The following is a 23,436-nucleotide window of genomic DNA, read 5'->3' as shown; positions in this document are numbered from 1 at the left end:
TTAATAAAATTCGCCAAGTCCGAAACATCTAGAACTTGGTGAATTTTTATTTTATGGCTTTTATTCTTTAATAAATATTTCTAAATCGTTAAAATTTAAACCAATATTAAAGTAAATGACCAAATCTTATGTTTGATTAGAAAACGCATGATTATTGGCAAATAAAGGTCTCGTTTTAAAGATCATAAATAACACAACCGAAATAAGACCACAGCCCCCTAAACCTGCAAAGAGTGCCCAAACGGAATCCTCAATAAAACTACCCACAAAAATAGAAATAGGGATAGATAAAATGGTAGAGATAAAACCAGTTATGGCAGCACCTATACCCGCAATATGACCAATAGGTTCCATTGCAATAGATCGCATATTTCCCCAAATAAATCCTAAACACAAAAACTGCAGTGAAAGAAATATTAATAAGATAGTAATACTTGGATCTTTAGAGTTAAGAAATAACAAACTATAGGATAAAGCAATTATTGTAAATGCCACAAGTGCAGCAAAAGATAAGTTCCGCATCCCAAAACGCAATACCAAAGTACCGTTCATTAAAGTTGAAAAACCAACCGACAGTGCTAGCCCCGCAAATACATAAGGAAATGTTTCTGTTAAGCCATAAAGTTCTTCAAACACATGTTGTGCTGAACTTAAGTAGACCAAAAAAGAACCTGTAATTAACCCTGATATCATTGTACAAGAAACAGTTTCCTTGTACCTGAAAATTTCCTTTGTTCCTTTAATAAAGACATTGAAAGAAAAGGGAACCTTATATTCTGGCTTTAATGTTTCTACTTGTCTTTTATAAAACCAAATACCTACCACCAAGGCAAAAAATAATTGCATATAAAAGATACCCTGCCAACCTGTAATACCCATAACAGCTTTGCCAATAGCAGGCGCAACCACCGGAACCAAAATAAAGAACGCTGTAACAAAAGACATTATTTTTGCCATATAATCTCCCCTATATGTATCGCGAATAATAGAAATACTTATTGTTCTAGGCGCAGATAGTCCAATACCTTGCAAGACACGCCCAACAAGCATTATTTCAAGATTCGGGGCAAATAAACAAATTATACTAGCTACTAAAAAGACAGTAAAACCTAAGTAAACAATTGGTTTTCTACCAAGACTATCTGACAGCGGACCAAAAAACAATTGCCCTACGCCCAAGCCTAAAAAAATCATGGTAACAAGTAGCTGATTTTTAGTGGGATCCAAGCTGTTTATAGCTATACCAATATCTGCCATTGCTGGTAAAATAGCGTCAATTGTTAAGGCTACAATAGACATTAATGATGCCATTAAGGCTACAAATTCAAAGTTAGGCTTTACCTGTTCATTCTGCATCCTGCAAAAATAAGGCTTAACAATTCAAGCCATGTTATTAAAAGTTGATTTTTGAGATTATGCTTTTTGAAATTCAAATATGTACTTTTGCAATAAATTGTAATGTATGCTGATTATAGGTATTGCCGGTGGAACTGGTTGTGGAAAAACTACAGTAGTAAATCAAATTATCAATGAATTACCAAATGAAGAAGTTGGGGTAATTTCACAAGATTCTTACTATAACGATCTTTCGCACTTATCTTTAGAAGAAAGAAGAAAAACCAATTTTGACCACCCAAGTTCTATTGATTTTGCTTTACTTGAAAAACACTTGATAGCTCTTAAAAACGGAGAATCTATAGAACAACCCGTTTATTCTTTTTTGGAATGCAATAGAACGGCAAAAACAGTTTTAACGCATCCAACCAAAGTAATAATAGTAGAAGGCATTCTTATCATGACCAACTCTGCAATTAGAAAAATGTTCGATATTAAAATTTTCGTGCATGCAGATACAGATGAAAGACTTATTAGAAGACTTAAAAGAGATGTTAACGAAAGAGGTTGGGATTTAGATGAAACTATAGAAAAATACCAATCTATTATAAAGCCAATGCATGAACAATTCATTGAGCCTACTAAAGAATATGCAGATATTATAATACCTAACAATAAATACAACACAGTTGCAGTTGAGATAGTTAAGAGTATTATCAACGAAAAACTAATGCAAGAATAATGGGCTTCAAAGATTTGAAACAAAAGAAATGGTTTAAAATCATGACCAATATGTATGTATTGGTCTTGTCCGTTTTTGTTGTGTGGATGCTGTTTTTTGACACTAACTCTTTATTAATTCATTTGGAACTTAGAAAAGAGATAAAAAAACTTGAAAAAACTCAAGATTTCTTAAAAGAGGAGATTGCACGGGATAAAAAAATTATTGAAAAATTGTCTGATGAAGATGAGTTAGAACGTTTTGCCCGTGAAGAATATTACCTCAAGAAAAAGAATGAAGAAATCTATCTTATTGAATACGAAGACAGTTTAAAACTCAAGAACAAAGAATAGTTTTCATATCCTTTTAATAAGTTTATCACTTTTATTATACTACGTTATAAATGTTCTTCTAACCATTTAATAACTAAAAGTTTAACGCTTTATTAATGAAAACTCTAGGCTTATTCACTTAGTGTTAACAAAAAGCTTTCATTAGCCTCATAAATAATTGTATTTTTACCACCTAACTTACTTTGAACATGGGCAAGATTATTGCTATAGCCAATCAAAAAGGCGGTGTAGGTAAAACTACAACTTCGGTCAACTTAGCAGCCTCGCTAGGTGTATTGGAAAAAAAGGTATTATTAATAGATGCAGACCCACAGGCAAATGCTACTTCTGGGTTAGGTATAGATGTCGATGGTGTTGAATTAGGTTCCTACCAACTTATGGAACATACTAAAACTGCTAGAGAGACAATTATATCTACAACATCGCCTAATGTAGACCTTATTCCTGCACATATTGACCTTGTTGCCATTGAAATTGAATTGGTAGATAAGGATGAGCGTGAGTACATGATGAAAAAGGCGATTATAGACCTTAAAAACGATTATGATTATATCTTAATCGATTGTGCACCATCCTTAGGGCTACTGACCTTAAATGCTCTAACTGCAGCAGATTCAGTAATTATCCCAATCCAATGTGAATATTTTGCATTAGAAGGATTAGGTAAATTATTAAATACGATAAAAAGTGTACAGAAATTACATAATGCCGAATTAGATATTGAGGGCATGTTATTAACTATGTACGACTCTAGGTTACGCCTATCTAACCAAGTAGTTGATGAGGTAAGAAAGCATTTTGGAGATATGGTTTTTGACACTGTAATTCAACGTAATGTTAGATTAAGTGAAGCTCCAAGTTATGGAGAAAGCATTATCAAGTATGATGCTGCCAGCAAAGGGGCAACAAACTATTTGAACATGGCTAATGAAATAGTCAAAAAAAATAAGCAGACGGTTTAAGTATGGCAAAAGCGACAAAAAAACAAGCTTTAGGTAGAGGACTTTCGGCTCTTTTAAAAGATCCGGAAAATGATATAAACACAGCATCTGATAAAAATGCAGATAAAGTTGTTGGTAATATAATTGAATTGGATCTAGACCATATAGAGGTTAATCCATTTCAACCACGTTCCAATTTCAATGATGAACACATAAAAGAATTAGCCACTTCTATTAGAGAACTTGGTGTAATTCAACCTATTACTGTTAGAAAATTAGGTTTTAACGAATTTCAACTTGTTTCTGGTGAAAGAAGGTATCGTGCCTCTAAATTATTAGGTTTAGACACCATACCTGCATATATACGTATAGCCAACGACCAAGAGTCATTAGAAATGGCGTTGGTTGAAAATATACAAAGACAAGATTTAGACCCTATCGAAATTGCGCTTTCTTACCAACGTCTTATAGATGAAATAAATCTTACTCAAGAAAAACTGAGTGAGCGTGTGGGTAAAAAAAGATCTACAATCGCGAACTATTTACGTTTGTTAAAATTAGATCCAATTATCCAGACCGGCATGCGTGATGGCTTTTTGAGCATGGGGCATGGTAGAGCCTTGGTAAACATTGATAAAAAACAAGACCAAATTTCTCTCTACGAAAAAATTATTTTCGACAATCTTTCTGTTAGAGATACTGAAAGTGCCGTAAAAGCATATCATGCAGATGATGTACCTACAGAGGAAATAACAAAACCTGTTCAAAAAGAAGCTTCTGTTTTTGTTCGTAAGGGTATAAAAGAATTAACCGACGCCTTATCCGTAAAAGTGGATATAAAATCTACGGATAATGCCAGAGGAAAAATAACCATACCATTTAAGTCTCAAGAGGAATTTGACCGTATCAAAAAATTGATAACAGGTGCGTAGCTATCTTACATTATTTAGTACACTATTATTATTTATAAACATTACTTTTTCTCAAGAGGAACAGGATTCTATACCTAAAACTGAAAAAGATAGTATACAAAGTGATCTTGCTAAAAAAGGTGTTGTAATTAAAGACTCGGTTTCATTTAAAAAAGCTAAAGAAGAATTTAACCCTTTAGCTCCAAGTAAAGCCGCTTTCTATTCTGCAATTTTACCCGGCATGGGTCAGATATACAATAAACGATACTGGAAAGCTCCAATTGCTTGGGGACTTGTTGGTGGTAGTGCTTACATGTACGCCTGGAACAACAATCAATATCAAACCTTCAGAACCGCTTTTAAAAGAAGACAAGCTGGTTTTACCGATGATGAATACTATGATATTGATGGTAATAATGCTGTTGGCGATGACCCAGATTTAGATACAGATGATTTGGAGTATCAACAAGAACGTTATCAAAGTGATCGTGATCTTTGGCTTGTTGTAGCAATAGGTATGTATGCACTAAACATAGTTGATGCAAATGTGGATGCCCACCTAAAGCAATTCAATATTGACGATGATCTTAGCATAGATTTTGAACCTTACTTTGATTACAACCAGATAACCAATAGCCCAAACTACGGCATGGCATTAACCATTAAATTTTAAGAATGAGAATTGCACTTTTCGGATACGGAAAAATGGGACAAATGATTGAGCAAATTGCAAGAAATCGAGGTCATGAAATTGTAGCCAAAATTGACGAGAACACCCAAGATATTGATTTCAATTCAATGGATGTAGCCATAGATTTTAGTATGCCAGAGGCAGCTTTTGGGAATATAACAAAATGTTTCAACAATAATGTACCTGTAATTTCAGGAACTACTGGTTGGTTAGATAAATATGAAGATGCAATTACTTTATGTAATGATAAAAAAGGTGCATTTATTTACGCCTCTAATTTTAGCTTAGGAGTAAATATTTTTTTTGAATTAAACAATTACTTAGCAAAGATGATGCAGAATCTTCCAGAATATAAAGTTTCTCTAGAAGAAATTCATCATACCCAAAAATTAGATGCCCCTAGTGGAACGGCTATTACATTGGCAGAAGGTGTTATTGCTAATTCTAATTACAGCGAATGGAAATTAGATAATTCATCGGATACTATTTTACCAATAACCTCTAAAAGAATTGGCAAAGTACCAGGAACACATACCGTTGATTATGAAAGCGTTGTTGATAGAATTTCCATAAAACATACCGCTCATAATAGAGAGGGGTTTGCTTTAGGAGCAGTTACTGCTGCTGAATGGATTATTGGTAAATCGGGAGTTTTCACAATGCGCGATGTGTTAAACCTAGGTTAAAAACGTAACAAATAGCAATCTAAAAGACTGATGAACTATTGATGTAATTATCACCATCAAAAATTCATTCTATTTCAATAAAAACTAAAGAACATGAACGGCACTCAATGGATTATTTTTATTCTCATTGTTCAAGTAATACATTTTTTAGGTACTTGGAAACTTTACGTAAAAGCAGGTAGAAAAGCTTGGGAAGCTGCTATACCTGTTTACAATTCTATAGTTTTAATGCAAATTATCAATAGACCTAAATGGTGGACAATACTGTTGTTCATACCTATTATTAATTTATTGATGTTTCCAGTAATATGGGTTGAAACTATAAGAAGTTTTGGAAGAAATAGCAGACTAGAAACCTGGATAGTTGTTTTAACCTTAGGTTTTTATATCTATTATGTAAATTACGCCTTAGAGGTAAACTATATTGAAGACCGCTCCCTACATCCTAAAACAGCTACTGGAGAATGGGTTAGTTCTATTTTATTTGCTGTAGTAGCCGCAACATTGGTACATACTTATTTCATACAACCTTATGTAATACCAACTGGATCATTAGAGCGTACTTTAAGAGTAGGAGATTTTCTTTTTGTTAGTAAGTTTCATTACGGAGCTAGAACACCAATGACAACAATTGCCGCTCCTATGGTACATGATACATTACCTGTGCTTGGAGTTCCATCTTATTTAAAAAAACCGCAACTACCCTATTTTAGATTACCTGGTTTCACTAAAGTAGAAAGAAATGATATTGTTGTTTTTAGCTGGCCGGCAGATACGGTTCGCGTATTCTTCAAGAAGGAAAAAGGTGTAGACAAACCAATTGACAAAAAATCAAACTACGTTAAACGATGTGTAGGTGTTCCTGGAGATTCATTGGAAGTACGTGATGGTTATGTATTCATAAATGGTAAGCAATTAGAATTACCAAAAAGTGCAAAACCACAATTAGACTATACTGTTTATAGTTCAAAAGGTGTATCATCCAGAACTTTTGAAGATTTGGGTATAACCGATTACACTAGAAAATATTTATCAAGCCCTTTAAATCAAGAACAAGTAAACGGTATTAGAAGTTACATTTTAGGTTTTAATCAGACAGATAATGGTCAGATTGAATTATTTACTAAAGGAAGTGGAATTCCTGCAAAAATGATTTCTAGATATAGATTAGCATTAAAAGAAATTACAGATCGCCAACGAACTGTTCCTTTGACTGCAGACATGGTCAATGCACTTAGAAATAATCCAAGTATTGATTCTGTAGTACAAAATGTTGCAGAAAAAGGAAGAAGAGGAATCAATCTATTTCCTCAAAGTCCAGACTACCCATGGAACTATAGTCAAATGGGACCTATTTACATTCCTCAGAAAGGAGCCACCGTAGACTTGAATCTTAAAGTTTTGCCACTTTATAAAAAGATTATAAGAGAATACGAAAAGAATGAAATTTCAGTATCAGGTAATCAAATTAGTATAAATGGAAAACCTGCAACTAGCTATACTTTTAAACAAGATTATTTCTGGATGATGGGTGACAACAGAGATCACTCAGAAGATAGTAGAGCTTGGGGCTACGTACCTGAAAACCACATTGTCGGAACCCCTATTTTTATATGGATGAGTTTTGACAACTTTACTGAGGGCATAAGTAATTGGAGACCTAGATGGGATAGAATTTTCACTACAGTAAACGTTGATGGTGAACCACAATCTTATTTCAAGTACTTCCTAATACTTCTTGGAGCATATTTCGTTGGTAACTATTTCTGGAAGCGCAAAAAAGAAAAAAAGTAAACAGATGAAACTAATTCATCCCTCTTATTTTCCGAATATAACTACGTTCAGCTATATTCTACACCACCCCATTTGTTGGGAGGTGCATGACAATTATCAGAAACAAACTTTTAGAAACAGAACTTACATTTCTAATGATAGAGGCAAGCATATTTTAAGCATACCAATAATTCATGTTGGCAAAGCCAACGGAAGGCAAAAATATGAAGATGTCTTAATAGATAATTCGTATCCTTGGCAAAGACAGCATTGGCGTACTTTACAAACTGCATATAGGACATCTCCTTATTTTGAATTTTATGAAGACGATATAAAACATCTTTATAACAAGCCCTACGAAAAATTGTTAGAATTCAATTTAAAGACTATAGAAACCATTTTTGAATGTTTACAAATGGAAATGCCTTTAACAAAATCGACTCATTTTGAAGTCAAGCCGGAAGATAATGAGGATTTCAGATTTTTAATAAGTGCGAAATTAAAGCATCAATTAAATATAGAACCATACATACAAGTATTTGGAGATCGTCATGGCTTTATTCCCAATTTGAGCATATTAGATTTACTTTTTAATCTTGGTCCGAATACTATTGATTATTTAAACCACGAGTTTATTAGCCCTTCTAATGGTTAGATTTATTGCACATTATGGGATACACTTTGTAGTTCCCATTATCATTGCATTTTATTTCTATAAAGAGAATAGACTTTGGGCAGCGATTATACTTTTATCAGGAATTATAATTGATTTGGACCATCTTTTAGCCACACCATTGTTTGACCCTAACCGATGTAGCATAAATTTCCACCCGCTCCACACCTATTGGGCAATCGCTGCTTATGCTCTATTATTTTCAGTTAAAAGAACTAGGATATTCGGATTAGCATTACTCATTCACATTTTAGCAGATACTGTTGATTGCTTGTTTATTACTGGGACACCTTAAAAGTGGCCATTATGGGCTCGTGGTCAGATATATTTATCTTGTAGTTGTTATGGGATAAGAAAGTAAAACTAGGATCTCCTAAAATCATATCAATTCTAAAAGGAAATTTCCAAAACTTAATGGTTTCCCCATATCCATGTCCAGATTCTAAAAAGCTATCGTTTAAATCTCCCTTAATATTAAAATACACTTTAGAAAATTGGGTGTTATTAAAATCACCCCCGACAATAACAGGATAAGGACTTGTCTTAATATGCTCTCTAACAATATTAGATTGTCTTTCCTGCTTATCAAAAGAATCCCTAAGCCTAACAAACAGCTTATCTGACCGCTCTCTTTTAAAATAGTTTGGTCTTATACTTAAAGATTCCAGGTGCAGATTATAGAAACGAATAGTATCTTTCTTAAATACAATATCCGCATAAACACCACCATTAAAAGTATTAGGAAAATCAAGTTCTCCATTACTAATAATCTTAAACTTTGAAAATATAGCTAAATTTTTACTTGACTCGCCGTTTTTAATTTCAAATTTATTTGCTTTAAAAGGATAATTTTTCAACATATCGCCCTTGACATTATGAGGCTCAAATTCTTGAAAATAGATTATATCCGGGTTTTCCCCTTCTACAAATTTTATAACTTCAGGGCTTGTTATATTCGCCCAATCTCCATGATATTTACTATGAAAACCTAATGCATTATAACTTAATAAAGAAATAGTGTTAGGATCAGAAATACTGTTTGATCGTCCATTAAAGGCAATAAATGAACCAAGTGTAAAGTAACCAAAAACTAATATAGCAAAAGATAGTAATAGATATATCTTTTTGCCAACTAACCAATACAAGAAAAATAGCATATTGACAATTACCAGTGCAGGTACTGTTAAACTGATAAATGCTAAACTAGCTATAGATGTATACGGAACAATGCACGCCAAAAACAAACTAAAAGCTACAATTACATTTAAGAACAACATGAGCTTTTTAAAAAAAGACATTCTTTTCATGCTTAATTTTCTTTACCCGCTTTAAATAAAAAGTCTTTTTCTGCCTTTGACAAACTTTCATAACCAGACTTACTTATTTTATCTAAAATAGCATCAATCTTTTTCTGATGTGTTTTTCTATCATAATCAGCGGTAGAATTAGCTGCGTTAGATTTCGCTTTATTCTTATAAACCGTTTTCATCGGAGCCTTCTTTTCCGATCCTTTAAAAAGGTTAGCTATGCTATCCATAAACTTTGAAAAACCAGAACCTATGTCATTTCCTTTGGTCAATTGACTTGCATATAAATATCCTAAAAAGGCACCACCTAAATGAGCTAAGTGTCCGCCAGAATTACTTAATGGCAATTGTATTAAATCGCTAAGCACAAGTACAGCACCAACAATCCAAAGTTTTACATTAAAAAAAACGACCCTAACTTCTTGATTAGGTAAATACGTACAAATAAAAATCAATACTGCACTAGCTCCGGCTGATGCTCCAATTAAATAAGCACTTGTATTAAAGAAAGCAGGAAAAATATTGTAACCTAAAACAAAAAATAATCCGCCTAATATTACTCCCAGTATATATACATTTAGAAATCGTTTCGCATCAAATAGATTTAAAAAAATACGTCCAACAAAATATATCATTAACATATTCCAGAATAAATGACCAACTCCACCATGAAAAAATGAATAGGTGACAATTGACCAAGGTTGAAATGCAATATCTACGATATCATTTGGTAATTCAAACCACTGTACAATACTATTCTTAGGTATTCCCAATAAAAAAGGAACCAACGCATTAATGATAAAAACCACCACATTTACTGCGATTAGCTTCTCTGCTATATTTAACCTACTAAATTGATATTTTAAATCTGGTTGAGCCATATTTTAGTTCCACCTATTTTTATTAAATTGATTTTTTTTCCAGTACCACATCATTAAGAAACCGAAAAGTGCCCCACCTACGTGTGCAAAATGTGCAATTCCTTGTCCAAACAAACTATAACCCGTTACTCCTGAAAACAAATCTAACGCTATTAAAACCGGTATAAAGAATTTTGCCTTAATTGGGACAGGTAAGAAAATTAGAAACAATTCGCTCTCCGGATAAGACATTCCATAAGCCACTAGTATACCATAAATAGCACCAGAGGCACCAACAACCGGCGTATTGAAAGCTGCTAAAAAATTATCAATGGTAGACTGACCAGCTATCTTGTACCATTCTGTATTATACTGTCCGCCGTTTATAATTTCAAGAATGTTACTCTCAGACAACCCCGCATCCAATAAAGCGCTCATTCCTGCATTATAATAGTAATAATTTACTCCAATATGAATTAAAGCTGCACCAAGCCCTGCTGAGATGTAGAAAAACAAAAACTTATTTCTACCCCACATACGTTCTAATGGAGTTCCAAAAGCCCACAATGCATACATATTAAAAAGTATATGCATAAATCCACCGTGCATGAACATATGGGTTAAAATTTGCCAAAGCTGAAAATGGTCGTTTTTTGGAAAGTAGAGGGAAAACCACTCGTACATTTGCTCGCCGTACATTTGCGTAGCTACAAAAAACAGCACATTTATTATAAGTAAGTGCTTGATAGTTTCTGTTAATCTTCCCATTTAAATAAATTTTCGTTCAATATCATTTTCAGTAATGGTAATGTATACTTTTTTGTTAAACGGGCTCAAGGTAGTTTCCTTACAGGCAAATAAGTCATTTACCAACTTCACTTGAGAAAACTCGTCTAAGGACTCTCCTGTCTTCACAGACAAGGTTTTTGCCAATGTCTTAGCCAACATATCACTTTGAGAGAAACTATCGCCAGGCACCTCTTGTTGAAAATCTGATATTAATTGCTCCATAATCATTTGCACTTCACTCTCCGCAACTAAAACAGGTACTCCTTTAATTTCTACGCCTTCTTCTGTCAACTCTCCAAAGACAAAACCTACCGTGCATAGATTTTCTTTAATCTCCTTTAAGATATGTATTTCACTAGGTGAAAAAGATAACGTTAGCGGAAAAAGCAGTTGCTGACTTACAGCCTCTTTAATGGTAATGTTTTTTAAGAAATTTTCATAGAGTACACGTTGATGTGCCCTACTCTGATTAATTACTACCATACCAGATTTTATCGTAGTAATAATATATTTTTTTCGCAACTGAAAAGTAGTAGTGGTATGATCTACTGCTTCCTTCTTACCATCAAAAATACTACTATTTACAACCTCCGACTCAAACTCTAAGTGACTTGCATTAGTATCACTTGAAGTCTCTAATCCAGAATACAAGCTTTCCCAACCATCTACTTTTGGTTTTGAATAACTACCTCCCGAATTTCCTTTTGGTGGCTGGGTAGTCTCAAAAGGATTGAAAGAAGAGTCCACCACAACTTGTGGAATACCTACCGCTTTATTTTTATAAGAATAAGGCGTATCTAAATTCTGATCTTGTTCAAAATCTAAAGCTGGTACCACATTGAATTGTCCTAAACTATGTTTTACAGTTGATTTAAGCATAGCATATAATGTATGCTCATCATCAAACTTTACTTCTGTTTTGGTTGGATGTATATTAATATCAATGGTTGCAGGGTCAACTTCTAAGTTTAAGAAATAACCAGGATGTGTTCCTGGACGTATCACCCCCTCAAAAGCCCCAAGTATGGCATGATGTAAATATGGACTTTTTATAAATCTATTATTGGCGAAGAAAAACTGTTCGCCCCTACTCTTTTTTGCGAATTCCGGTTTTTGAATATAACCCGAAATTTTCACAACCTGAGTTTCCTCTTCGACAGGAACTAATTTCTCATCTGTCTTTCTACCAAAAATATGTACAATGCGTTTTCTAAAGTCATTCGCCGGTAATTGAAAAACGTCACTGCCGTTATTATAAAAATTAAAAGCTACCTGCGGATGCGCCAATGAGATTCTATGAAACTCATCTGCAATATGGCGGTATTCTACTTGATCAGATTTTAAGAAATTACGTCTTGCAGGGATATTAAAAAATAGATTTTTAACAAGCATAGAAGTCCCTTTAGGAGCAACAACTACTTCTTGAGTAACAATTTTACTCCCTTCTATTTTAATTTTAGTTCCAATATCATCATCTTCGGTTTTTGTCAGCATTTCCACATGGGCAATTGCCGCAATAGAAGCAAGAGCTTCACCTCTAAAACCTTTAGTATGTAAATTGAATAAATCTTCTGCTTTCTGAATTTTGGAAGTTGCATGGCGTTCAAAGCTCAACCTTGCATCGGTACCACTCATACCCTTACCGTTATCAACTACTTGAATCAGTGTTTTACCACCATCTTTGATAATAAGTTGTATTTCAGTTGCACCGGCATCAATGGCGTTCTCCATTAATTCTTTAACAACAGATGATGGGCGTTGTACCACTTCGCCCGCAGCAATTTGATTTGCTACATGGTCAGGTAATAATCTAATAATATCGGCCATTATGAAGTAAAGAAAATTGAGAGGTCAAAATCAATAATGTAAAGAAAAATAAGAACCAAAATGGCAACTATAACTATCATTCTAATCTTTAAGTTGCGATCTCCTTTCCTTTTAGTGTCTTCTATAGCACTATTAAGTTTTCTTTTTAAACCTCGAGATGTATTTAGAGTACTACGAAATTGGTCAAACTTAGGTTCCATTTTAAATGGATTACCTTTTCCCTTGCCATCATAATATCTAGGATTATATTCAAATGACCTATTTTTTCGTAACCGTGTTATTTTGCTTAACATCCCCATAACTCCAAAGTTACTTAAAATAGAAAAATAGGGCATGTTACGAATGCCAAAATTTGTTAACAGCTTAAATTACCAACCCGGAATTTAAGCTTTAAGATAAAAATGGATAAGTTAAAAAGAAGTTTAGCTACCTAAAACCGCCATTTTAATAGCAGCAATTGCGGCTTCAGTACCTTTATTACCATGCTTACCGCCACTACGGTCAATAGATTGCTGTATATTGTTGTCAGTTAACACACAGAATATAACAGGCACGTTTGTAATAACATTCAAATCTTTTATACCTTGAGCTGTAGCCTCACATACAAAATCAAAATGCTTTGTTTCCCCCTGTATAACGCTACCAATAGCTATTACAGCGTCAATCTTATGAGTTTCAATCATTTTCTTTGAACCAAAAGTAAGTTCAAAACTACCAGGCACATTCCACCTTACAATATCGGCTTCTTGAGCTCCACAATCTAATAACGCATCAATTGCTCCGGAATACAAACCCTCAGTTATTTCAGAATTCCATTCTGAAACAACAATCCCAAACCGAAGTCCGTTCGCGTTTGGGATTGTTGTTTTATCGTAAGCCGATAAATTTTTATTTTTTGTCGCCATTATTCACCACTTTTAGCCATTCCTATAAAAGCATCTATAGAAGCAGCATTTTCTGATTTTGGAAACTCATCTTTAATTCTCTGGAAAAAATCTAATGCTTTATCCTTATCTCCCATTTCCAAAGCAGTAATTCCTGCTTTATATAAAAATTTAGGAGCAGTATATTCATTACCACTGTGCTTTACCGCATCTTCATAGTACCCTAAGGCATCAGACGCTTGGCCTAATTGCATAAAAGCATCACCTAGACCACCTTTAGCCAAAGCACCAAGAACTGCATCATCAGAACTAAAATCTTCTAGATAAGTAATAGCTTCTTGATAGTTATTCATATTCAAATATGACATACCAGCACCATAGTTTGCTAAATTAGCAGCCTTAGTACCGCTATACTCTTCAATAATATCTAAAAAGCCATATTTACCTTCAGCTCCTTCCAAAGCCAAAGTAAATAATGAGTCTTTAGCCGTTGTAGTAGCTAAAGCTTGGTCAAAATATTGTTGCGGGTAGTACATTTCGTTTGCTGCACTAGCTTCCTTTGGTTTTTCTACAAATTGATTATACGCTAAATAGCCTAAAACGCTGATAGCTATAACCCCAATGGCACCTAAAATGTAATTCTGATTCTTAGAAACCCACTCTTCTGACCTAGAAGCGCCTTCGTCTAAAGAACTAAACACCTCTGCTGTTGTGCTTTCTTGTTCTTCAAATTCTTGCTTTTCAGCCTTTGTTTCAGGTTTAAATCCTCTTTTCTTATATGTTGCCATTTCTAAATTTATTGATCGCGCAAAAATAATGGTTTTATTGAAATCGCAAAGTGTATTTATTCGTTATTTTTGGATATTTTAAGGTAGTTACCATCCTACCCAATCCAAAATCCAATATTTTTAATGCTGCTGAGACAATTATCATTGATTAATTACAAAAATTTTGAGTCTAAAGAACTTACGTTCGATGCAAAGATAAATTGTTTTGTTGGCGATAACGGAATTGGAAAAACAAACATTTTAGACTCCATTTATCACTTATCCTTCGGCAAAAGCTATTTTAACCCAGTATCATCTCAAAACATTCGACATGGATCGGACTTTTTTGTAATAGATGGCACATTTGAAAAAGAAGATAGGGAAGAAAAAATTGTTTGTAGCTTAAAAAAGAACAACAAGAAGATTATTAAACGAAACGGAAAAGCATATGACCGTTTTGCCGACCATATAGGTCTTTTACCACTGGTAATTATTTCTCCTGCAGACAGAGACCTTATTATTGAAGGAAGTGAGACTCGTAGAAAATTTATTGACGGTGTAATTTCCCAATCCGACAAAAGTTATTTGCAAAACCTTATCAATTACAACAAGGTTGTTTCTCAAAGAAACGCGCTTTTAAAATACTTTACAGCTAATAGAACTTTCAATAAAGATACTTTAGCTGTTTATAATGAGCAGATGAATACCTACGGAACTGAAATTTTCAACAAAAGGACTTCTTTTTTAGAAGCTTTTATTCCCATTTTTCAGGAACAGTATAAATCCATCACTGGTAATACAGAAAATGTCTCTCTCTCTTACGATAGCAAATTGAAAGATTTTGACCTAATAACTCTTTTAAATAAAAATCTAGATAAAGACCGCGCTTTACAATACACAAGTGTAGGTGTACATAAAGATGACTTAAGTTTTGAAATCAGTAATTACCCTATAAAGAAATTTGGTAGTCAGGGTCAGCAAAAATCATTTTTAATTGCTTTGAAATTTGCTCAGTTTCATTTTATGAAATCGCAAAGCGGCACTACCCCAATTTTAATTTTAGATGATATTTTTGACAAGTTAGATGAGCATCGGGTATCGCACATTATAACCTTAGTGAACAATGAAAACTTTGGACAGATTTTCATTAGTGACACACATGCAGAAAGAACGGAAAGTATTGTTAAAAAGATTCATCAATCCTATAAAATATTTAAATTGTAATGATGAAAAAGATTTTTATAATCTGCTCTATATTTCTTATTTCTTGCAACTCAAAGATTGACAAGAAACAATTGCACCTTTTAAATGGGTATTGGGAAATAAAAGAAGTAACTTTTAAAGATGGAGCAAAAAAAGAGTACTCCGTAAATAGTACTGTTGATTACATTAAACTGGATTCCTTAACCGGATTCAGAAAAAAAGTAGACCCTAAATTCAATGGTACTTTTGAAACATCGAATGATGCGGAACCATTTCGAATAAGAATTTCGAATGATTCTATATACATGAGTTACAACAATGATAATAATACTTGGGAAGAAGTGCTGATCAAACTCTCTGAAGAAAGTTTTTCAGTCAAAAACAGCCAAGGTTTAATTTATCATTATAACAGATTTGAACCTATAAATATAACTCCATAATGGCAAGCAGAGGCAACGATAACACTTCAATGAAAGACGCACTTTCCGCATTTATTCAAAAGAATAAATTAGAAAAAGGCATGGATAAAGTAGATGCAAGAGCTGCATGGGCTAAACTTATGGGCAACGGAGTAAACAATTACACGACAGAAATTGAATTAAAATTCGACACCCTTTACGTATCATTAAGCTCTTCTGTACTACGCGAAGAATTAAGTTTAGGGAAATCAAAAATTGTACGAATGATCAATGAAGAAATAGGAAAAGAAGTAGTTAAAAAACTAGTTTTGAGATAAACTATATTACTATTGAAACAAAAAAAGCCAGTTCTAAAGAACTGGCTTTTTTAATATAGTATAAAAAGTCTTAATAGATTTCTCTACCTGCAAAATGGAATGAACCTTCAATAGCCGCATTCTCATCGCTATCAGAACCATGTACTGCATTCTCACCAATACTAGTAGCAAACATTTTACGAATAGTACCTTCAGCTGCGTCTGCAGGGTTGGTAGCACCGATTAATGCTCTAAAATCTTCAACAGCATTTTCTTTCTCTAAGATAGCCGCTACAATTGTACCGCTTGTCATGAATTCAACTAGCTCCCCAAAGAAAGGACGCTCTCTATGTACACCATAAAACTCTTGTGCATCTCTTAAGCTCAATTGTGTATATTTCATCGCTACGATTTTAAAACCAGCAGCAGTAATTTTTTCTAAAATAGCCCCAATATGTCCGTTTTTAACGGCATCTGGTTTAATCATTGTAAACGTTCTATTCGTACTCATATCTTAATTTTTGCGCAAAAATACGTTTTTATACATATCTCACAACTATTCGTAGACTTGTTCTAGTTTCTCTAACACTATTCCGTTATCTCCAACTATTTTAAAATCAACCTTTTTAGCGCTAAAATTAAATTCTAGAATCCCGAAACTTTCGGTAAAAATCACCTCGCCTACTCTATATTTATTTGGCTCTCCACTAAAACCATTATACGCATGCGTAAGTCCACTACTAGTAAAATCTATTAAAGGATAATTCATCCTCTTTAAATTAGTTTTAGAAAACTCAGAAATATGGCGATCTCCAGACAATACAATTACACCGTTTGCATTAGAACTTTCTATGATAGTTGCCAGCTTATCAACTTCATGCGGGAAATTACCCCAACCCTCAAATCCGTGTTCATTAGACAAATATTGAACACTACTTACAATGATATTAAAATCTGATTTTGATGTATTTAGTTCATTTTCTAACCAAGTCCATTGTACATCACCTAAAATAGTTCCTTCTCCGTATTCATTTGGTTTAATTCGCTTACTGGTTTCATTGTCAGGAGTCAACTGTGTTCTAAAATATCTTGTATCTAGAATTATAATAGTAATAGAATGTTTTCCCACACTAAACTTCTTTGAATTGTAAACTCCTTGTCTATTACGTAACGGACTATCTTCTGGTACATTCATAAAATTCAAGAATTCTTGTTGACTAGCATCTTTAGCTTCAAATTCCACTCCACCATCATTCAAGCCGTAATCATGATCATCCCAAGTACCTAAAATATCAGTGGTTTCTACTAGCTTTTTATATTCCGTCTGCTCCTTCTGCTTATTATACATCGCTCTTAAAGCCTCCATATCATCGGTATCGGCATAAATATTATCGCCGCCCCATACCCATACATCGGGCTTGGTATTCAAAATATCATCCCAAAGAAGATTAGGCAAATCTATTCTATTACATGAGCCGAAAGCCAAGGTAAAATCGGGCTTGGCAGATTCATTTTCAATTGGTTTTTTATTTGAAGAACACCCCGCCAATAAGAATGTAGCGATAAAAAAGTACATAATTTTCATATGAGATAGTTAAGTCTGGGTAAAATTAAGGCTTTCGTTTTAAAGCCTATATTATTAAATTGTATCTTTGCCGCCATGAATTTAGAGCACTTAAACGAGCTTAAAAAGCTACTTTCTTCACCAAAGAAAATAGCGATTATACCACATAAGAATCCCGATGGAGATGCTATTGGATCAACATTGGCACTTTGGCATTATTTGGTTAATACCGGTCATACAGCTAGTATTGTTGCACCGAACGACTATCCGAAGTTTTTAAAATGGATGCCAGGCTCAGACCAAATCTTGAATTTTGAAAAAGAAAATTCGCAGTCCAAATCATGCATTAATAATGCTGATATCATATTTACATTAGATTTTAACCACCTAGGTCGTGTTGGTCAAATGAGCGAGATATTAGAATCTGCAAAGGCTACTTTTGTAATGGTAGACCATCACCAAGAGCCATCAGATTACGCTAAAATCATGTACTCAGATGTAAAAATGAGCTCTACCTGCGAGATGGTGTATGTACTTATCAATCAATTAGGTGATGAAAACAGTATTACCCCAGAAATGGCGAATTGTATTTATACCGGTATTATGACCGACACTGGTTCTTTTAAATTTGCCGCTACAACAAGTAATACACATAGAGTTATTGCCGACCTAATGGACAAAGGCGCAGAAGGCACAGAAATTCATCATCGTATTTACGACACCAATTCTCCAAGCAGATTGCATTTATTAGGTTGTGCGCTAAAGAACATGGTCATTTTAGAGGATTATTCTACCGCATACATCACATTAAGCCAAAATGAATTAGACACCTATAATTATCAAAAAGGCGATACAGAAGGATTTGTAAATTATGGCTTAACCTTAGACGGAATTAAATTTGCTGTTATATTCATAGAAAACAAAGAAGAAGGTATTTTTAAAATATCATTTAGGTCTGTCGGGGAATTTTCTGTTAATGATTTTGCAAGGAAGCATTTTCATGGTGGCGGACACACAAATGCTGCTGGTGGAAAAAGTGATGACAATAAAGAAGAGACAATTGCATACTTCACTTCATTATTACCTTTGTACAAGAATCAATTACAATCATGAGATTAGTTTTATTTTTATTTCTAGCGGTATTCATAACAAGCTGTGACGGACCTGAGCCAAGAAAACCTATTCAAACAAAAAGTGGTAGTTTTTTTAAAGCGTCTATTGAAAGGAGCCGTAAACTTCTAGAAGCAGAAGAAAATAAAATTCAGGCAATTATAGAATTAGACTCTTTAAAACATTACGCACACAGTAATTCTGGTTCGTGGTACCATTATTTAACGGTTAACGAGGATAGTGATTACACGCCTAAAACAGATGATTTAGTAGTATTCAATTACGATATTTTAACCTTAGATAATGATACTATCTATTCTAAAGAAGATATTGGCGTTGTTACTTATAAAGTGGACAAGCAAGAAATTTTCCTTGGGCTTCGCGATGCTATCAAGATGCTGAAAGTAAATGAACGTGCCACTTTTCTTTTTCCTTCATCAATAGCCTTTGGCTATCATGGCGACGAAAATAAGATTGGAAGCAATGTTCCTCTTAAATCCACCATTACAATTTTACAAATAGAAAAACAAGAAGAGAATACAGTAAATTAAAATGACCATTATGATTAAAAAAATGTACTTGCTTGCAGTTATCGGTTTACTAATAACCAGCTGTAAAACTAGCAAAAGAGCCGATTTAGGAGACGGTTTATTCGCCGATATAAAAACATCTAAAGGCGACATTATAGTTCGTTTAGAGCAAGATAAGACTCCGGTTACTGTGGCTAACTTTATTTCTCTGGCAGAAGGAACAAATACTTTTGTTAGTGAAGAATACAAAGGAAAAAAATATTACGACGGATTAACATTCCACAGAATTATGAAAGATTTCATGATTCAAGGTGGAGATCCTTTGGGACAGGGAACTGGAAACCCTGGTTATAAATTCATGGATGAGTTCAATGATTCTTTGGTACATGATAAGAAAGGTATTCTTTCTATGGCCAATTCTGGACCAACCACTAATGGTAGTCAGTTCTTTATTACTCATAAAGAAACACCTTGGTTAAATAATAAGCACACTGTTTTTGGTGAAGTAGTCGAAGGTATGGATGTGGTAGATTCTATAGCAAATGTTGCTGTAGGCGCAGGTAACAAACCTGTGGAACCAGTAATTATGAATACTGTTGAGATTATCAGAAACGGTAAAGAGGCTCGTAAATTTGATGCTGTTCAGATTATGACAGATTATTTTGACGGCGAAGAAGATAGACTTGCTGCCATTGAAAAAGAGAAAGCTGAAAAATTGGCTGAAGTTCAAAAAATAAAAGCTGAATTTGCCTATTCTATTGAAGCTCAAAAAGCAAAAGCTACTACCTTACCTTCTGGACTTAAAGTACTAACTTTAGAAAACGGAGACGGTGAAAAACCTAAGGTTGGTCAAAAAGTCAATGTTATGTATGCAGGCTATTTAATGGACGGTACTTTATTTGACAGTAACTATGAAGAAGTTGCTCAAAAATACGGTATGTTCGATATTAAAAGACAACAAGGTGGTGGCTACATGCCAGTACCAATGGATTACACTCCGGAATCTCGTTTAATAGCAGGTTTTAGAGAAGGACTTTTAACAATGAAAGTTGGTGATAAAGTTCGTTTATTCATACCTTCTCATTTAGGTTATGGTCCACAAGGTGGAGGTCCAATTCCTCCAGATGCAGATTTAGTTTTCGATTTAGAAATTACAGGTCTTACACAATAAAATAACTATGTAAACTATAATCGTTAACCTTAAAAAAACAATGTTATGTTTAAAAAATATGAGGTAACGATTATAGTTTTTCTTTTATCTATTATCATACTTTCTTGTGGCACTTCAAATACAGAAAGTACGAGTCCGGTAATAATAACAGAAACTTCGGTTGAAGAAATTCCTACTACCCCAACAGCTCCCACAGACCCTAATACAGAAGACACCGTTGTATCCCTACACGGGCAATTGCATATTGAGGGCACTAAAATTCTAGACCAAAATAATAATGAAGTTCAATTAAGAGGAATGTCCTTTTTTTGGAGCCAATGGATAGGTGAATTTTATACACCCCAAACGGTTCGTTGGCTAAAAGAAGACTGGCAATGTACTATCGTACGTGCAGCTATGGCTGTTGAAGATTCTGAAGGTTACATCACCAATCCTGAAACGGAAAAGAATAAAGTATTTACCGTTATTGATGCTGCAATCGCAGAGGGCATATATGTTATTGTAGATTGGCATAGTCATCATGCAGAAGATTACGAAGAACAGGCAAAAGCGTTTTTCTCTGAAGTAGCACAGAAGTACGGAGATCGACCAAACATTATTTATGAAATCTATAACGAGCCTTTAGATGTTTCATGGGATAATGTGCTAAAACCATATCATGAAGCTGTGCTAGCGGAAATAAGAAAATATGATCTAGATAATATAGTTGTTTGTGGAACCAGAAACTGGTCTCAAAATGTAGATGATGTTATTGGCAACAAAATTGATGATGAAAATGTAGCCTATACGCTGCACTATTACGCTACTACACATAAACAAGAATTACGTGATACCGCACAAGAAGCTTTAGATAACAACATTGCACTATTTGTCACTGAATTCGGAACCACAGATGCCTCTGGCGATGGTTTTATTGATATTCAAGAAGCCAACACGTGGTGGGAATTTTTAGATGAGAACAAAATATCTTGGTGTAACTGGTCTATAGCGGATAAAGATGAAAGTTCTGCAGCACTTTTACCAAACTCTAGCACAACAGGCAACTGGAATGCTAGCGACCTAACCCAAAGCGGAACCATGGTTCGAGAAGAACTTAAAAGTAAAAATCCCCAGTTTTAATACTGAGGATTCTAAATTTAAATGATCTTTTTATCTTAATTGGTATTCTTTAAAATCTCTAAAAGTAAATTCCAAAATTTTTGAACCGATGAAATACTTACACGTTCATCTGGTGAATGTGCCCCTAAGATTGTAGGTCCAAAACTTACCATATCAATATCCGGATAGTTCTGTCCTAATATACCGCACTCCAAACCTGCATGACAGGCAACTACTCTTGGTTCTTCCTTAAATAAGTCTGTGTAGGTATTCTTAACAATAGTAAGTATCTCAGAATTAGGGTTAGGGTTCCACCCAGGGTAAGCACCACTAAACTCTACATCAAATCCACTTAATTCAAACGCAGAACGCAAAGAATTCGCCAAATCTAGTTTAGCGGTATCTACAGATGACCTGGTTAAACAACCCACAGAAATTTTTCCATTTTCTACTTCAACCTTAGCTACATTATTAGAAGTCTCCACTAAATCATCAATTGCACCGCTCATAGCGTAAACACCATTATGAGCTGCATAAACTGCTTTAATAAATTTCTCTTGGGCACCAAGTCCCATAACTTTTTTTGCCGGCTTAACATCGGTCAACTCAATTATTAAATTAGGCTCTTGAACACTTAATTCTGCTTTTATCTGTTCAGAAAGCTTATTGACTTTCTTCATGAATTTATCGGCATGCTTTCTACCAACATTCAATTTACAAACACTTTCTCTAGGTATAGCGTTACGTAAGCTACCCCCATTCAAGGAACTAATACGCACATTATAGTCCAGACCTAAGAAAAGTAAGCGATTCATGATTTTATTGGCATTACCCCTACCTCTATGAATATCCATACCACTGTGCCCGCCAGTTAATCCTTTTACGGTAATCTCAATTCCTGCATCACCATGGCTTCCATCTTTTTCATTGTACTTTCTAGTAGCTGTTACATCTATGCCACCGGCACAACCTATATCTATTTCATCATCCTCTTCTGTATCTAAATTTAAAAGTATCTCCCCTTTTAAAACACCAGCTTTTAATTCAAAAGCTCCTGTCATACCAGTTTCTTCATCTATGGTAAACAAAGCTTCAAGCGCTGGGTGAGAAATAGAATCACTTTCTAAAAGTGCCATTATAGCGGCTACTCCCATACCATTATCCGCACCTAATGTGGTGCCTTTGGCTTTTACCCAATCTTCATCAATGAACATTTCTATTCCTTGAGTATCAAAATCAAACACAGTATCTGCATTTTTTTGATGAACCATATCTAAATGACTCTGAAGTGTTATCATTTTTTTATTCTCCATGCCTTTTGTAGCAGGCTTTCTTATGATAACATTACCTATTTCATCAAAAAAAGTTTCTAACCCAAGTTTATTTCCAAACTCTAGCATAAAACTAATTACCCTTTCTTCTTTTTTAGAAGGTCTAGGTACCGCATTAAGTTTAGAGAAATTTGACCAAACCGGTGTTGGTTCTAATGTATTAATATCCATTCTATTCTTTTCAAGGTTAGTGTCT

26 protein-coding genes are annotated in these 23,436 nt (G+C 34.2%); 16 read left to right on the top strand and 10 right to left on the bottom strand.

The window, feature by feature from the left end; genetic code table 11:
* Positions 1 to 126: 126 nt before the first annotated feature.
* Positions 127 to 1,356, bottom strand: a complete 1,230-nt coding sequence (locus BM296_RS14315) for a multidrug effflux MFS transporter (RefSeq protein WP_091903945.1) — start codon at positions 1,354 to 1,356, stop codon at positions 127 to 129.
* Positions 1,357 to 1,462: 106 nt separating this feature from the next.
* Between BM296_RS14315 and udk the strand changes: the two genes are divergently transcribed.
* The 9 genes from udk (at position 1,463) to BM296_RS14270 (ending at position 8,379) form a co-directional block, all read left to right on the top strand.
* Positions 1,463 to 2,077: a uridine kinase gene (gene udk / locus BM296_RS14310; RefSeq protein ID WP_027066442.1), complete on the top strand. Its 615-nt coding sequence runs from the start codon at positions 1,463 to 1,465 to the stop codon at positions 2,075 to 2,077.
* Positions 2,077 to 2,409, top strand: a complete 333-nt coding sequence (locus BM296_RS14305; RefSeq protein WP_091903943.1) for an FtsB family cell division protein — start codon at positions 2,077 to 2,079, stop codon at positions 2,407 to 2,409. Before udk ends, BM296_RS14305 begins: the two co-directional genes overlap by 1 nt.
* Positions 2,410 to 2,597: 188 nt before the next feature.
* Complete coding sequence (locus tag BM296_RS14300) at positions 2,598 to 3,371, top strand: ParA family protein (protein WP_027066440.1); 774 nt, start codon at positions 2,598 to 2,600, stop codon at positions 3,369 to 3,371.
* Positions 3,372 to 3,373: 2 nt separating this feature from the next.
* A complete protein-coding gene (locus BM296_RS14295; protein WP_091903941.1) occupies positions 3,374 to 4,282 on the top strand; it encodes a ParB/RepB/Spo0J family partition protein in 909 nt (302 codons plus the stop codon).
* Positions 4,275 to 4,934, top strand: coding sequence for a DUF5683 domain-containing protein (locus tag BM296_RS14290; RefSeq protein WP_245787028.1), 660 nt, complete (start codon positions 4,275 to 4,277; stop codon positions 4,932 to 4,934). Before BM296_RS14295 ends, BM296_RS14290 begins: the two co-directional genes overlap by 8 nt.
* 2 nt (positions 4,935 to 4,936) lie before the next feature.
* Positions 4,937 to 5,638, top strand: coding sequence for a 4-hydroxy-tetrahydrodipicolinate reductase (gene dapB / locus BM296_RS14285; RefSeq protein WP_091903939.1), 702 nt, complete (start codon positions 4,937 to 4,939; stop codon positions 5,636 to 5,638).
* 93 nt (positions 5,639 to 5,731) lie between these two features.
* Positions 5,732 to 7,432 (top strand): signal peptidase I, encoded by a 1,701-nt coding sequence (gene lepB / locus BM296_RS14280; RefSeq protein ID WP_091903935.1) that lies wholly within the window; start codon positions 5,732 to 5,734, stop codon positions 7,430 to 7,432.
* A gap of 4 nt (positions 7,433 to 7,436) precedes the next feature.
* Positions 7,437 to 8,066, top strand: coding sequence for a WbqC family protein (locus BM296_RS14275; RefSeq protein ID WP_091904860.1), 630 nt, complete (start codon positions 7,437 to 7,439; stop codon positions 8,064 to 8,066).
* Complete coding sequence (locus BM296_RS14270; RefSeq protein ID WP_091903933.1) at positions 8,059 to 8,379, top strand: DUF6122 family protein; 321 nt, start codon at positions 8,059 to 8,061, stop codon at positions 8,377 to 8,379. Before BM296_RS14275 ends, BM296_RS14270 begins: the two co-directional genes overlap by 8 nt.
* Here the strand turns inward: BM296_RS14270 and BM296_RS14265 are convergent.
* The 6 genes from BM296_RS14265 to BM296_RS14235 form a co-directional block, all read right to left on the bottom strand.
* On the bottom strand, positions 8,363 to 9,391 hold the full coding sequence (locus BM296_RS14265; RefSeq protein WP_091903931.1) for an endonuclease/exonuclease/phosphatase family protein: 1,029 nt from the start codon (positions 9,389 to 9,391) through the stop codon (positions 8,363 to 8,365). The two genes, BM296_RS14270 and BM296_RS14265, sit on opposite strands and share 17 nt — an antisense overlap.
* A gap of 2 nt (positions 9,392 to 9,393) precedes the next feature.
* Entirely contained in the window at positions 9,394 to 10,272 is an 879-nt protein-coding gene (locus tag BM296_RS14260) for a rhomboid family intramembrane serine protease (protein WP_091903929.1), read from the bottom strand.
* A 3-nt stretch (positions 10,273 to 10,275) separates the two neighbouring features.
* Positions 10,276 to 11,019: a rhomboid family intramembrane serine protease gene (locus BM296_RS14255; RefSeq protein ID WP_027066431.1), complete on the bottom strand. Its 744-nt coding sequence runs from the start codon at positions 11,017 to 11,019 to the stop codon at positions 10,276 to 10,278.
* Entirely contained in the window at positions 11,020 to 12,867 is a 1,848-nt protein-coding gene (gene mutL / locus BM296_RS14250) for a DNA mismatch repair endonuclease MutL (RefSeq protein ID WP_091903927.1), read from the bottom strand. It lies immediately after the preceding gene.
* A 422-nt stretch (positions 12,868 to 13,289) separates the two neighbouring features.
* The gene (ribH, locus tag BM296_RS14240; protein ID WP_091903925.1) at positions 13,290 to 13,772 is read right to left on the bottom strand and encodes a 6,7-dimethyl-8-ribityllumazine synthase; all 483 of its coding nucleotides are present in this window, start codon (positions 13,770 to 13,772) and stop codon (positions 13,290 to 13,292) included.
* Positions 13,772 to 14,539 carry a tetratricopeptide repeat protein gene (locus BM296_RS14235; RefSeq protein ID WP_091903923.1) on the bottom strand — a complete coding sequence of 256 codons (768 nt, stop codon included), beginning with the start codon at positions 14,537 to 14,539 and terminating at the stop codon, positions 13,772 to 13,774. The genes ribH and BM296_RS14235 overlap by 1 nt, the downstream gene beginning before the upstream one ends.
* Positions 14,540 to 14,662: 123 nt before the next feature.
* Here BM296_RS14235 and recF point away from each other — a divergent pair, with 123 nt between their 5' ends.
* From recF to BM296_RS14220, 3 genes are read left to right on the top strand one after another with little or no spacing between them, the layout of a single operon-like run.
* Complete coding sequence (gene recF / locus BM296_RS14230) at positions 14,663 to 15,742, top strand: DNA replication/repair protein RecF (RefSeq protein WP_091903921.1); 1,080 nt, start codon at positions 14,663 to 14,665, stop codon at positions 15,740 to 15,742.
* 2 nt (positions 15,743 to 15,744) lie between these two features.
* Positions 15,745 to 16,161, top strand: coding sequence for a lipocalin family protein (locus tag BM296_RS14225; RefSeq protein WP_245787027.1), 417 nt, complete (start codon positions 15,745 to 15,747; stop codon positions 16,159 to 16,161).
* The gene (locus tag BM296_RS14220) at positions 16,161 to 16,457 is read left to right on the top strand and encodes a DciA family protein (protein ID WP_091903918.1); all 297 of its coding nucleotides are present in this window, start codon (positions 16,161 to 16,163) and stop codon (positions 16,455 to 16,457) included. Before BM296_RS14225 ends, BM296_RS14220 begins: the two co-directional genes overlap by 1 nt.
* A 70-nt stretch (positions 16,458 to 16,527) precedes the next feature.
* On the opposite strand, the gene BM296_RS14215 is transcribed toward BM296_RS14220, so the two are convergent.
* Both BM296_RS14215 and BM296_RS14210 read right to left on the bottom strand, forming a co-directional pair.
* On the bottom strand, positions 16,528 to 16,947 hold the full coding sequence (locus BM296_RS14215) for a nucleoside-diphosphate kinase (RefSeq protein WP_027066423.1): 420 nt from the start codon (positions 16,945 to 16,947) through the stop codon (positions 16,528 to 16,530).
* A gap of 45 nt (positions 16,948 to 16,992) precedes the next feature.
* A complete protein-coding gene (locus tag BM296_RS14210) occupies positions 16,993 to 18,021 on the bottom strand; it encodes an alkaline phosphatase D family protein (protein ID WP_091903916.1) in 1,029 nt (342 codons plus the stop codon).
* A 75-nt stretch (positions 18,022 to 18,096) separates the two neighbouring features.
* On the opposite strand from BM296_RS14210, the gene BM296_RS14205 reads away from it, so the two are divergent.
* From BM296_RS14205 to BM296_RS14190, 4 genes are read left to right on the top strand one after another with little or no spacing between them, the layout of a single operon-like run.
* Entirely contained in the window at positions 18,097 to 19,113 is a 1,017-nt protein-coding gene (locus tag BM296_RS14205; protein WP_091903914.1) for a DHH family phosphoesterase, read from the top strand.
* Positions 19,110 to 19,661: a gliding motility-associated peptidyl-prolyl isomerase GldI gene (gldI, locus tag BM296_RS14200; protein WP_027066420.1), complete on the top strand. Its 552-nt coding sequence runs from the start codon at positions 19,110 to 19,112 to the stop codon at positions 19,659 to 19,661. Before BM296_RS14205 ends, gldI begins: the two co-directional genes overlap by 4 nt.
* Before the next feature lie 13 nt (positions 19,662 to 19,674).
* Positions 19,675 to 20,811 (top strand): peptidylprolyl isomerase, encoded by a 1,137-nt coding sequence (locus tag BM296_RS14195; protein ID WP_394365310.1) that lies wholly within the window; start codon positions 19,675 to 19,677, stop codon positions 20,809 to 20,811.
* A 45-nt stretch (positions 20,812 to 20,856) separates the two neighbouring features.
* Positions 20,857 to 21,930: a glycoside hydrolase family 5 protein gene (locus BM296_RS14190; RefSeq protein ID WP_091903912.1), complete on the top strand. Its 1,074-nt coding sequence runs from the start codon at positions 20,857 to 20,859 to the stop codon at positions 21,928 to 21,930.
* Between the two features lie 35 nt (positions 21,931 to 21,965).
* Here the strand turns inward: BM296_RS14190 and BM296_RS14185 are convergent, their stop codons facing one another.
* Positions 21,966 to 23,411 carry an aminoacyl-histidine dipeptidase gene (locus tag BM296_RS14185; RefSeq protein ID WP_091903910.1) on the bottom strand — a complete coding sequence of 482 codons (1,446 nt, stop codon included), beginning with the start codon at positions 23,409 to 23,411 and terminating at the stop codon, positions 21,966 to 21,968.
* Positions 23,412 to 23,436: the final 25 nt, after the last annotated feature.

The organism is Maribacter stanieri, from assembly GCF_900112245.1.
GTDB classification, from domain to species: Bacteria; Bacteroidota; Bacteroidia; order Flavobacteriales; family Flavobacteriaceae; genus Maribacter; species Maribacter stanieri.
The sequence above is the reverse complement of the archived record's forward strand: the minus strand, read 5'-3'. Positions and strand labels throughout refer to the sequence as shown.